A 12,242-nucleotide genomic window follows, 5' to 3' on the forward strand; every position below is an offset into this window, starting at 1 on the left:
TTTTAAAATAAGCCTTTTTATCCTATAACATTCTATTCATTTATTATTTTTCTATAATTGGTAATGAAACGATGAACTGAACGACCCCATCCTCATACTCAGCTCGAATACTACCACCTTGCAACTCAACAATGCTTTTCGCAATAGCTAATCCGAGCCCCGAACCTTCTGTTACTCTACTTCTAGATTGATCTTTCTTATAAAACCGTTCAAACAAGTTCCCTAACTCTTCTCTCGTAAACTCTTCACTATGATTTGCAATAACAATTTGTATATCCCTGCGCTGTCTTTGCAGAGAAACTTTTATCTCTCCATCATCTTTACTATACTTAATCGCATTCATTAGCAAGTTGTCGAATACACGGACCATCTTTTCCGAGTCAATCATTGCATGCGCACGTTCTTCAGGAAATTTTTTAACAAATGAAAGCCCGTGCTCTTCTGCCTGTGGTACTAACTCTTCTATTAATTGATCAAGCAACTCATTTACACATACTTCTTGTTTTTCTAATACAACTTGTTCATTTGTTAACTTCGTATACTCAAATAAATCTTCTATTAAATTCTTTAACTGCTCCGACTTTGCAAAAGCAATTTTAGTATACTCATCATGTTGCTCTTTATTTTCATATTTAGAGTCTCTAAGTAATCGTAAGTACCCCATAATAGAAGTAAGCGGCGTACGCAAATCATGAGATACATTCGTAATAAGCTCATTCTTTTGCTTCTCTAATTTACGTTCCTTTTCTATATTATTCATAAGCTCTTCTGCCATATTATTAATATTCTCAGTTAAAGACGCAATCTCATCTTCACCTTTCTTCTCAATACGATAAGCCAAGTTTCCTTTTTCTATTTCTTTCACACCTTGTGCCATCGCTTCGATTTGCTTCATCTTTCTCTTTGTTATATAGAAGAAAGAGAAAATGAATACGAGCACACCAATTAAAAACGGGAATGGCCCTTCTTGCGTGTCATACATTACTTCTCCCTCTGGAATTCCACTAACAAACATGTACAAATTCTTTCCTTCTATAGTAATAGGTGAAAAAGCTATAAACTCTTTTCTTGTACTTTCAAATACTTCTCTACCATTTGTATAATTAATCGCAAACGATGCTGCATTACGAATCGTATTATGCAAATCTATTTGCTCTTCTTGTGCCTGCTTCGTTTTATATAAAACTTTCCCGCTTTCGTCAGTAACCAATATCTTTAAAGCTCTAGATCCTTGCTCTAAATTTTGGTTCTCTATTTCAATCATATTTGATATGGCTTCTAATTTATTTTCATGAACTGAGCTATTTGCAGCACTTTGAGCTTGTTGATTAATTCGCTCCATACCAGCTCGATAATCGATAGTAGCCTCACGATTTGCATTTTCAAAAAATGGTGCTGCTGCTTTCGTTGATAAAACTCCTAATAACGCACAAGCTGCGAAAGTAGTAATCAGTTGAATTCTTATACTCCGCCGTACACTCTTCACTAATTTCTCCACTAATGTTCTAGCTTTCCTAACATAAGTAAATGGATTAAATATCTTTTTCAATCTTATACCCCACTCCCCATACTGTTTTTATATATCTCGGCTTCCTTGGATTCTCCTCAATCTTTTCACGTACTTTTCGAATATGTACCATTACAGTGTTATCAGACTGGAAAGATCTTTCGTTCCAAACTTTTTCATAAATTTGCTCAGCACTAAAGACCACACCTGGATTACGAGCTAGCAATTCTAAAATTGAAAATTCCCTTGGAGTTAACTTCACTTCTTCTCCCTCTACAATGACTTTATGAGTTGAAATGTTTATTGCCATATTCCCAATTTCTAACTCGTCCTCATTTTGAATAGCAAAACCATTCATTTTCATATAACGACGTAGCTGAGATTTAATTCTTGCGATTAACTCTAACGGATTAAACGGTTTTGTTACGTAATCATCTGCACCTGTTGTTAATCCTAAAATTTTATCCATATCTTGCGTTTTTGCCGATAGCATAATAATCGGCATTTCCTTCGCTTCCCTTACTTTCATACACATATGAATACCATCTACTTTTGGCATCATAATATCTAATACGACTAAGTGCACTTCATTTTCTTCTAATATACGTAACCCTTCTTCTCCGTCCCCTGCTTGCAGTACTTTATATCCTTCGTTCTTTAAATAAATTGTAATAAGATTCCTAATTTCTTTTTCATCATCTACGACAAGTATTGTTTCTCCGGCCATAATATCTCCCCCATCAGTTTTTTAATCCCTAACTTCTATTATAGGAAAACTTCTGAAGAAAAACGCTCGGAAATCCTTAAGATTTTCTGAAGACGCAAAAAAGGGCTAGACTCCCCTTAAGTCTAGACCTTTCAAAAAACCCCTTTTATTTACGAACGTAGATGAAATATAGTACGAATAAAACTCCCATAACATACATAATTGGATGAATCTCTTTACGACGGCCACTCACAACCATTGTAATTGGATAGAAGATAAATCCAATCGCGATTCCTGTTGCGATACTATACGTAAGTGGCATAGAGATGATTGTAAAGAACGCTGGTACTGCAATCTCGAATTTCTTCCAATCAATTTCTCCTAAAGATGAAACCATCAAGATTCCTACAATAATTAATGCTGGCGCTGTTACAGCTGGTGTCACAACACTTAATAGCGGTGAGAAGAATAGTGCCAGTAAAAAGAACCCTGCTGTTACAACTGCTGTAAATCCAGAACGTCCACCCGCTGCTACCCCTGCAGAAGATTCAATATAAGACGTTGTTGTTGATGTACCTAAGATCGCACCAATTACAGTTGCAACCGCATCTGCAAATAATGCTTTTCCTGCACGTGGCAATTTATTGTTCTTCATTAATCCCGCTTGATTCGCAACCGCTACAAGCGTACCTGCTGTATCAAAGAAATCGATAAAGAAGAACGTTATAATAACAATCGCCATTTCAACAGTGAAAATGTCTCCAAAGTGAGTTAACGCTACCCCGAACGTTGGTTCTAGACTCGGTATTGCTCCCACTACAGCTTTTGGTGTATCAATTAATCCAGTCGCTACTCCTAAGATCGCCGTAAGGATCATACCGTAGAAAACTGCACCATTTATTTTTTTAATCATGAAAATGATTGTAGTAACAACTCCGAAGATTGCTAGTAACGTTGTGCCCTTTGTTAAGTCCCCCAACCCAACAAGAACAGCATCATTCTTTACGATAATTCCAGCGTTTTGGAATCCAAGGAAGGCAATGAATAATCCAATACCCGCCGCTACTGCAAACTTTAACTCTACTGGAATTGCATTAATGATTTTTTCACGAATACCTGAAGCAGTAAGAATAATAAAGATAATACCTGACATTAATGTTCCAGCAATTGCCGTTTGCCACGGAATTCCCATCGTTAACACCGCTGTATAAGCAAAGAACGCGTTTATTCCCATACCTGGCGCTAAAGCAATCGGATACTTCGCAAATATCCCCATAATTAACGAACCAATCGCCGCTGCTAATGCTGTAGCAACGAATACTGCACCTGGATCCATTCCTGTACCTGCTGGTAATCCTTTAACATTTCCAAGCGACAGCGTAGCAGGATTGACAAATAGTACGTAAGCCATAGATAGAAATGTCGTTAACCCTGCTATGAACTCAGTCTTATAATTCGTACCGAGCTCATCAAACTGAAAATAGCGTTTCATCCTACGTTTCCCCCGTTATATGATTACTCGCCGTAATTCTCCCTAGCCCTCTTTTATTTATGAAAATAAAAAAGGCTCCCATTGCATATACATGGAAGCGTTCTATAAACAAAGACAAGTTTCCCCTCATCTTTATACAAACGCCTCGTAGTCAAGCCATTTACGGTAGCTAGGTAGAAACTTTCGGGCCATATCCCCGATATTATACGACGGCATAATATTCACTTTTCGTTTGAATTACATACTCATATTAACTCGATGAGGTGGTTTTGTCAATTTAAAAACGAACGTTTTTATAAACTTTTATATTTTCGTTCGTATTAAGGGTGAAAACAAAAAAATCCATCTATACATGAACGATAGATGGATCTTTTTTATTACAATACTATTCCCACTCAATAGTTGCTGGTGGCTTACTCGTTATATCATACACGATACGGTTAACGTGTTTTACTTCGTTTACGATACGTACAGAGATTTTCTCTAATACGTCCCAAGGGATACGTGCCCAGTCAGCTGTCATACCATCGATAGATGTTACTGCACGGATACCTACTGTGTAATCGTAAGTACGCTCGTCACCCATAACACCTACACTACGCATACCAGGAAGCGCAGTGAAGTATTGCCAAACTTCACGTTCTAATCCTGCTTTTTGGATTTCTTCACGTAAAATCGCATCAGATTCACGAACGATTTCTAATTTCTCTTCTGTAATTTCACCTAATACACGAATACCAAGTCCTGGACCTGGGAACGGTTGACGCCATACGATTTCATCAGGAATTCCTAATTCTGATCCTAATACACGTACTTCATCTTTAAATAAAGTGTTTAAAGGCTCAATTAATTTGAACTGCATGTCTTCTGGAAGTCCACCAACGTTATGGTGAGATTTAATTGTTTGTGCAGTTGCTGTACCACTTTCAACGATGTCCGTGTAAAGTGTACCTTGCGCTAGGAAGTCCATTCCTTTTAATCTAGAAGCTTCATCATCAAATACGTAAATGAATTCATTACCGATGATTTTACGCTTTTGTTCTGGATCTTCTACACCTTTTAACTTGTTCATGAAGCGTTCTTTCGCATCCACTTTAATAACGTTCATATGGAAGCCTTCGCTAAATGTTTTCATAACACCTTCTGCTTCATCTTTACGAAGTAAACCGTGGTCCACGAAAATACATGTTAATTGGTCACCAATCGCCTTATGAATTAATACTGCTACAACAGAAGAGTCTACACCGCCGCTAAGTGCGCATAGTACTTTTTTGTCTCCAACAGTTTCACGGATCTTTTCTAATTCTACTTCGATAAAGTTCTCCATGTTCCATCCTTCAGAACAACCACATACGCCGAATACGAAGTTTTTAATTAAATCGTTACCGTGCTCAGAGTGACGTACTTCTGGGTGGAATTGTACACCGTATAAGTTTTCCGCTTCATTGCTCATACCAGCGATTGGACAAGACTCACTTGTTGCATCTACTACGAATCCTTCAGGTAAACCAGTTACTAAGTCACCATGGCTCATCCATACAACTTGCTCTTCTGGAAGGTTCGCATATAATTTTGATTCGTTCTCTACTTTAAGAACAGCTTTTCCATACTCACGGTGGTTGGCACGTTCTACTTTACCACCGAAGTGTTGCGTCATAAGCTGCATACCGTAACAGATACCGAAAATCGGTAATCCTAGCTCAAAGATTTTTTCATCACAATGTAATGCACCTTCACCGTATACACTATTTGGTCCACCAGAGAAAATAATCCCTTTTGGATTCATTGCTTTAATTTCTTCTGCAGTAATTGTATGCGGATGAAGTTCACTGTATACACCGAACTCACGAATTCGACGTGCTATTAACTGATTGTACTGACTCCCAAAATCTAAAACGATAATTGTATCATGCTGCTTCTTCAAAATAATCACCCCAACGTTAGTTCTCGTATATAAATATTTTCACCAATTTAGCAAAAAGCATTACCAATATAATAAAAAAAGCCAGTCCTCCGCCTCTAGTCTCATGACAAAGAAAAGGCAGGGGTCTGGCTTTATAAAGAAAGATAGTCTCCGCTCTTTATAAATATAAGACACACTGCCTTCATAGTCAGGTTGTTTACGGTAACCCGGTAGAGACTCTCAAACCATATCATTGAGGATATATGAAGGATCGTTTTATATTATCTCCCTAGATTCTAACAATGAAGTATCAGTATGGTCAAGAGAGAAAGCGACAAAATTCTACAGAAATTAATTTCCTGCTCTCAAAAACACAAAAAAACATCCACTTCTATATAGAAGTGGATGTTTTTCGGGAGAACGGAATTACATCATTCCGCCCATACCGCCCATGCCCATGCCGCCCATGTCAGGCATTCCAGCAGCACCAGCTGGTTCTGGCTTGTCAGCAACTACAGCTTCAGTTGTTAAGAACATAGCTGCAACAGATGCTGCGTTTTGAAGTGCAGAACGCGTTACTTTAGCTGGATCTACGATACCAGACTCAAGCATGTTAACCCATTCGCCAGTAGCTGCGTTGAAACCAACGCCTACTTTTTCGCCTTTTAGACGCTCTACAACTACAGATCCTTCTAGACCAGCGTTGATTGCGATTTGACGAACTGGCTCTTCTAGTGCACGAAGTACGATGTTGATACCTGTTGCTTCGTCGCCTTCAGCTACGATAGAAGCTACTTTTGTGTATACGTTCATAAGTGAAGTACCACCACCTGCAACGATACCTTCTTCTACTGCTGCACGAGTTGAGTTAAGTGCATCTTCAATGCGAAGTTTGCGCTCTTTTAACTCAGTTTCAGTTGCTGCACCTACTTTAATTACTGCTACACCGCCCGCAAGTTTAGCAAGACGCTCTTGTAATTTTTCACGATCGAATTCAGAAGTAGTTTCTTCTAATTGCGCGCGGATTTGACCGATGCGAGCTTCGATTTGTTGTGAATTTCCAATACCTTCAACTACAGTTGTGTTTTCTTTCGTTACAACAATTTTACCAGCACGTCCTAAAGATTCAACTGTAGCAGATTTTAAGTCACGTCCTAATTCTTCAGTGATTACTTCGCCACCAGTTAAGATTGCGATATCTTCTAGCATTGCTTTACGACGGTCACCAAATCCAGGAGCTTTAACAGCAACTACATTGAATGTACCACGAAGTTTGTTCACTACTAATGTAGCTAACGCTTCGCCTTCTACATCTTCAGCAATGATAAGAAGTGGTTTACCTTGTTGTACCACTTGCTCTAATACTGGTAAGATTTCTTGGATGTTAGAAATCTTTTTGTCAGTAATTAAAATGTATGGGTTATCAAGAACTGCTTCCATTTTGTCAGAATCAGTAATCATGTAAGGAGATGCATATCCACGATCAAATTGCATACCTTCTACTACGTCTAATTCTGTTGTGAATCCTTTAGATTCTTCTAAAGTAATAACGCCGTCGTTACCAACGCGCTCCATTGCTTCAGCGATTAATTGACCTACTTCTTCGTCAGCCGAAGAAATAGCAGCTACTTGTGCGATAGAAGATTTACCTTCGATTGGTTTAGAAATCGCTTTTAATTCTTCAATTGCAGCAGTAACAGCTTTTTCGATACCTTTACGAAGACCCATTGGGTTTGCACCAGCTGTTACGTTTTTAAGACCTTCACGAATCATAGCTTGCGCTAATACAGTTGCAGTTGTCGTTCCGTCACCAGCTACATCGTTTGTTTTGCTAGCAACTTCTGCTACTAATTTCGCACCCATGTTTTCGAATGCATCTTCTAATTCAATTTCTTTTGCGATTGTTACACCGTCATTTGTAATAAGTGGTGAACCGAATTTTTTCTCAAGTACAACGTTACGACCTTTTGGTCCAAGCGTTACTTTTACTGCGTTTGCAAGAGTGTCGACACCGCGAAGCATCGAACGACGTGCTTCTTCACTAAATTTAATATCTTTTGCCATAATAATTGACCCCCTTGGATTTTTAAAATGTATATAATTAACCGATAATTGCTAAAATGTCACTTTCACGTAAAATCAAGTAGTCTGTACCTTCGTATTTCACTTCAGTACCTGCATATTTTGAGAAGATGATAAGATCACCTGCTGCTACCTCTAAAGCAACACGCTCACCATTTTCAAGCACTCGGCCTGTACCTACTGCAATAACTTTACCCTCTTGTGGTTTTTCTTTTGCAGTTTCTGGTAATACAATACCACTTGCTGTTTTTTCTTCTGCTTGAACAAGTTCAATTACAACGCGATCACCTAATGGCTTTAGCATGAACAATAACCTCCTCATTTTGTTATGTAAATTTTATTTATTAGCACTCAAGTCACACGAGTGCTAACACACTTCTAATAATAAATAATCTCAATTTCTTTTGCAAGTAAAAAAATCATAATTTTTTCGCAAATTACTTTATGCACTTTCCTAGATATCATTACTTCTTCTACTGCCTTTACTATATGAATCGGTGTTCCCACTTCTTGTATGTTACAATATGAAAGACACCCTAAGTTGTTTTCGCTAAACGTACAACTTTTTCCTGTCTCCTATTTTATTTTCAAATACTTATTTACAAAAAAAATATAATTCAAATGAAAGTTTATATCGTAGGTAGCATATTTACATGTTATCCTACCTTATCTCATACACTAGAGTTAGAAAGGATGGTTAAACCATTTGAAGAAACAATATTGGTGGATTATCGTTACATACATTTTAATGCAGTTATCTGGAATTGTTGGCTTACCACTACTCCTAAAAACAGGACTCTATGATAATAGAGGATTTACCATGGAGGAAAAAGGTCAAATCATAACGGGACATTGGGCAATCATTAGCTTCTTTGTTGCATTATGCATCGTGCTTTGGTTACTTAGAATAGATATTCGTGACAGACATTTAGATAAAATGCGTGTTACGATCCCAGCTACAGTTGGTTGGATTATAATCGGTATTCTCTTAGCTTTCTCTTCCCAAATAATTGCCGGTATGATCGAAATGCGTCTACTAGGAATTAAACAAGGTTCGGAAAATACAATGAAGCTGATGGAAATTGCAAGAACGACACCTTGGTTCCTCATTGTTGTATCTATAATCGGACCTATCTTAGAGGAAATCGTATTTAGAAAAATTTTATTTGGCACACTTTATAAGAGATTCAATTTCTTTGTTGCTGCTATCATTAGTTCACTAGTATTCGCAGCAATTCATTTTGATTTTACTCATTTATTGGTATACACTTCTATGGGGCTCGTATTCGCCTTCTTATATGTACAAACGAAACGCATTATCGTTCCTATAGCAGCCCATGTGGCAATGAATACATTAGTCGCTATTGGACAAATTTTTATGAGCAATGAGCAAATTCAAGAAATGATTAAAGAAGCTGAAAAAATGCAAGGCTTTATCGGAGGATTTTTAGTATGAGAAACTCACCATTGTTCATGGCTGCATTGTACTTTCTTCTTGGATGTATCTTTACACGCTTCGCCATTACGAACGTAACAGATACAATCTGGAATATGTGGACAATACTATTTGCAGTTATGGCAACAATTGATTTTAATTTGGCACTTCGCCTTATCTTAGTTAAATTCACAAAGAAAAAACAATAATAAAACGCAGAGGTCATCTCCTCTGCGTTTTATTGTGGATAATTCTTCAAAAAGTAAACAAGCGTTTGTAACTCTACAGCTAAATCAATGTGATGAATTCTTATATTCTCTGACACATTTAAGCGTGCTGGTGTGAAATTTAAAATACCATGCACGTTCGTTTCTGCCAATCTATCTGCCACAGATTGCGCTACTGTAGCGGGTACCGTTAATATTGCCACTTGTATATCAGTTGATAAACGTTCTTCTAGTTCATCCAAATGATATACAGGAATGCCTCCGATTTCTGTTCCAACTTTCTCTTCACTAACATCAAACGCCATTTCAATTTTTGTATTATTGTTTTTCGTGAAATTATAATGTAAGAAAGCGGTCCCTAAATTACCTACTCCAATAAGTGCCACGCGTGTTATATCATCTTGGTCGAGTGTTTCACGGAAAAATGATAATAAATAATTTACGTTATATCCATATCCTTTTTTCCCTAACGCTCCAAAATATGAAAAATCTCTTCGAATAGTTGCGGAATCAACCTTTACCGCTTCACTCAATTCGGCTGATGAAACACGTTGCTTACCAGAAAGAGATAAGTTTTGGATAAATCGATAGTATAGAGGCAATCGTTTGGCAGTGGCCTGTGGAATTTTTTGCTGATCCATATAACCTCTCCTCTCTTCCTATCTTTATTCTTATACTTGAATCAAATACAGAAGTTTAGTACTCATGAATTTCCTTGTATAATAAAGAGAAGAAGTATTCTCTCTTTATTTTAAACTATACACTATTTTTAGTATGATTGAGAAATATAAACATGGCAAAGTTAAGAAATTATTTGAGGTGAAAACATTGATATTATTACAAGTGAATGGGCTTTCGAAATTATACGGTGCAGAAACGATTCTTGCAAACATAAAATTGGAAGTACAAACAAAAGATCGTATCGCATTAGTCGGACGAAATGGAGCCGGAAAATCTACATTATTAAAAATAATGGCTGGCGAGTTATCTCATGATGGTGGTGAAATTATAAAACCGAAAGATGTCTCAATGGGGTATTTAGCTCAAAATACCGGATTAGAAACGTCTTTAACAATTTGGGATGAAATGTTAACCGTCTTTACACACTTGCAGCAGATGGAGACAAAACTTCGAAGGCTAGAGCAAGAGATGGGAAAAGAAGAAAACTTTTCAAATGCGGCTATATATGAGAAATTATTAGCTGATTATGACCAATTACAATTAGATTATAAAGATCAAGGCGGCTATCAGTACGAAGCGGATATACGCTCAATTTTAAGCGGTCTTGGCTTCCCAGTTGAAACGCATCAGACGAAAATTTCCACATTAAGTGGTGGACAAAAGACTCGATTAGCTCTTGGGAAATTATTATTAACTAGACCAGACTTACTTATTTTAGACGAACCTACAAACCATTTGGACATTGAGACACTAACATGGCTTGAACAATATTTACAAGGCTATCCTGGCGCGATTTTAATCGTTTCCCATGACCGTTATTTCCTAGATAAACTCGTTACACAAGTATACGAAATTTCTAATAAGGAAAGCCGACGATTTGTTGGTAACTACAGTAAATATTTAGACTCAAAATCAGCTCTATACGAGCAAGAGATGAAGCGTTATGAAAAACAACAAGATGAAATTTCTAAATTGGAAGACTTTGTACAAAAAAATATAGCTCGTGCATCTACGACAAAACGCGCTCAAAGTCGCCGTAAACAATTAGACAGAATGGAAGTATTAACTAGACCATTAGGCGATTCTAAATCAGCTTCCTTCCACTTCGATATTGAAAAACAAAGTGGAAATGATGTTTTACAAGTGAAAGATGCAACTATTGGCTATTATCAGGAACCGATTATTGAACATGTAAATATGCGCTTAACTCGCGGTGACAGTGTTGCCTTAGTTGGGCCAAACGGAATTGGAAAATCTACATTATTAAAATCCATTGTGAATAAGTTACAGCTATTACATGGAAACGTTGCTTTCGGGTCAAACGTATCTGTTGGTTATTATGATCAAGAACAAGCCAACTTAACATCTTCGAAGCGAGTTTTAAATGAATTATGGGATGAATATCCCCTGCAACCTGAAAAAGAAATTCGCACTATACTAGGCAACTTTTTATTCACAGGGGATGATGTACTCAAACCAGTATCTTCTCTTAGTGGTGGACAAAAGGCTCGACTAGCTCTTGCAAAACTTATGATGCAAAAATCCAATTTATTAATTCTCGATGAGCCAACAAACCATCTTGATTTAAATAGTAAAGAGATTTTGGAGAATGCTTTAATTGATTACCCAGGTACTCTTCTATTCGTCTCTCATGACCGCTACTTTATTAATCGCGTAACGACAACCGTTGTTGAGTTATCAACAGAAGGTGCACAAGAATATTTAGGTGATTATGATTATTACGTTGAAAAGAAAAACGAAATGATTGAACGTGCGGAACTAGAGCAAGAAGATGAAGTACCTGTTCAAAAAGTGGTGGCACAAGAAAAATTAAATTATCTCGAAGAAAAAGAACGTAAACAGCTAGAGCGTCAACGTACTCGAAAAATTGAAGAACTGGAACAAAATATCGTAGGCTTAGAAGAAGAAATTGCTACGTTAGAAGATCAGCTTTGCTTACCAGAAATATATGCAGATTATGAAAAGGCTAGTGAAATTACAACTAAAAAACAAACACTGCAAGAACAGCTTGAAGCTTGTATGGCAGAATGGGAAGAACTGCATATATAAGAGAATTTAAAAGAGGAGGATGTCTCATAAGTCGGGCTTTTTGACGAGATGACCTCCTTTTTATTTTCTTTTTTGGAATCAATACCATAGTAAATGAAATTATATAAACGATTCGACAAGGATTGACAATAGTAGCACC

Annotated in this window: 10 protein-coding genes and 2 riboswitches; of the genes, 3 read left to right on the forward strand and 7 right to left on the reverse strand. The window is 37.1% G+C overall.

Going from position 1 to position 12,242, the window contains the following annotated elements; all coding sequences use genetic code 11:
• Nucleotides 1–43 precede the first annotated feature (43 nt).
• From JFT89_RS01870 to groES, 6 genes are all read right to left on the reverse strand, one after another.
• Complete coding sequence (locus tag JFT89_RS01870; RefSeq protein WP_016095244.1) at nt 44–1,549, reverse strand: sensor histidine kinase; 1,506 nt, start codon at nt 1,547–1,549, stop codon at nt 44–46.
• Nucleotides 1,533–2,234, reverse strand: a complete 702-nt coding sequence (locus JFT89_RS01875) for a response regulator transcription factor (RefSeq protein ID WP_201039403.1) — start codon at nt 2,232–2,234, stop codon at nt 1,533–1,535. The genes JFT89_RS01870 and JFT89_RS01875 overlap by 17 nt, the downstream gene beginning before the upstream one ends.
• A 145-nt stretch (nt 2,235–2,379) precedes the next feature.
• On the reverse strand, nt 2,380–3,705 hold the full coding sequence (locus JFT89_RS01880; RefSeq protein ID WP_002124844.1) for an NCS2 family permease: 1,326 nt from the start codon (nt 3,703–3,705) through the stop codon (nt 2,380–2,382).
• Nucleotides 3,706–3,833: 128 nt separating this feature from the next.
• A riboswitch (purine riboswitch) is annotated at nt 3,834–3,935 on the reverse strand.
• A gap of 155 nt (nt 3,936–4,090) precedes the next feature.
• The gene (guaA, locus tag JFT89_RS01885) at nt 4,091–5,629 is read right to left on the reverse strand and encodes a glutamine-hydrolyzing GMP synthase (RefSeq protein WP_133059584.1); all 1,539 of its coding nucleotides are present in this window, start codon (nt 5,627–5,629) and stop codon (nt 4,091–4,093) included.
• A 164-nt stretch (nt 5,630–5,793) separates the two neighbouring features.
• Nucleotides 5,794–5,895, reverse strand: a riboswitch (purine riboswitch).
• A gap of 139 nt (nt 5,896–6,034) precedes the next feature.
• Nucleotides 6,035–7,672 carry a chaperonin GroEL gene (groL, locus tag JFT89_RS01890; RefSeq protein ID WP_002009984.1) on the reverse strand — a complete coding sequence of 546 codons (1,638 nt, stop codon included), beginning with the start codon at nt 7,670–7,672 and terminating at the stop codon, nt 6,035–6,037.
• Nucleotides 7,673–7,709: 37 nt separating this feature from the next.
• Nucleotides 7,710–7,994 (reverse strand): co-chaperone GroES, encoded by a 285-nt coding sequence (groES, locus tag JFT89_RS01895; RefSeq protein ID WP_002009985.1) that lies wholly within the window; start codon nt 7,992–7,994, stop codon nt 7,710–7,712.
• A 402-nt stretch (nt 7,995–8,396) separates the two neighbouring features.
• Between groES and JFT89_RS01900 the strand changes: the two genes are divergently transcribed.
• Together JFT89_RS01900 and JFT89_RS01905 are read left to right on the forward strand one after the other, a co-directional pair.
• Nucleotides 8,397–9,146: a CPBP family intramembrane glutamic endopeptidase gene (locus JFT89_RS01900; RefSeq protein WP_002063533.1), complete on the forward strand. Its 750-nt coding sequence runs from the start codon at nt 8,397–8,399 to the stop codon at nt 9,144–9,146.
• Nucleotides 9,143–9,334: a YdiK family protein gene (locus tag JFT89_RS01905; protein WP_001246201.1), complete on the forward strand. Its 192-nt coding sequence runs from the start codon at nt 9,143–9,145 to the stop codon at nt 9,332–9,334. The genes JFT89_RS01900 and JFT89_RS01905 overlap by 4 nt, the downstream gene beginning before the upstream one ends.
• 29 nt (nt 9,335–9,363) lie before the next feature.
• Here JFT89_RS01905 and JFT89_RS01910 read toward each other — a convergent pair whose 3' ends face one another.
• Nucleotides 9,364–9,993, reverse strand: a complete 630-nt coding sequence (locus JFT89_RS01910) for a redox-sensing transcriptional repressor Rex (RefSeq protein WP_000372704.1) — start codon at nt 9,991–9,993, stop codon at nt 9,364–9,366.
• Between the two features lie 187 nt (nt 9,994–10,180).
• Here JFT89_RS01910 and JFT89_RS01915 point away from each other — a divergent pair, with 187 nt between their 5' ends.
• Complete coding sequence (locus JFT89_RS01915; RefSeq protein WP_221885604.1) at nt 10,181–12,103, forward strand: ABC-F family ATP-binding cassette domain-containing protein; 1,923 nt, start codon at nt 10,181–10,183, stop codon at nt 12,101–12,103.
• Nucleotides 12,104–12,242 lie beyond the last annotated feature (139 nt).

The sequence above is a fragment of the Bacillus sp. TH25 genome (assembly GCF_016650935.1).
Lineage (GTDB): Bacteria > Bacillota > Bacilli > Bacillales > Bacillaceae_G > Bacillus_A > Bacillus_A mycoides.

What these genes read in the sequence shown, in the direction of transcription:
- JFT89_RS01875 (WP_201039403.1), bottom strand. Translation starts at nt 2,234, where the DNA reads ATGGCCGGAGAAACAATACTTGTCGTAGATGATGAAAAAGAAATTAGG.
- groES (WP_002009985.1), bottom strand. Translation starts at nt 7,994, where the DNA reads ATGCTAAAGCCATTAGGTGATCGCGTTGTAATTGAACTTGTTCAAGCA.
- JFT89_RS01880 (WP_002124844.1), bottom strand. Translation starts at nt 3,705, where the DNA reads ATGAAACGCTATTTTCAGTTTGATGAGCTCGGTACGAATTATAAGACT.
- JFT89_RS01905 (WP_001246201.1), top strand. Translation starts at nt 9,143, where the DNA reads ATGAGAAACTCACCATTGTTCATGGCTGCATTGTACTTTCTTCTTGGA.
- groL (WP_002009984.1), bottom strand. Translation starts at nt 7,672, where the DNA reads ATGGCAAAAGATATTAAATTTAGTGAAGAAGCACGTCGTTCGATGCTT.
- JFT89_RS01910 (WP_000372704.1), bottom strand. Translation starts at nt 9,993, where the DNA reads ATGGATCAGCAAAAAATTCCACAGGCCACTGCCAAACGATTGCCTCTA.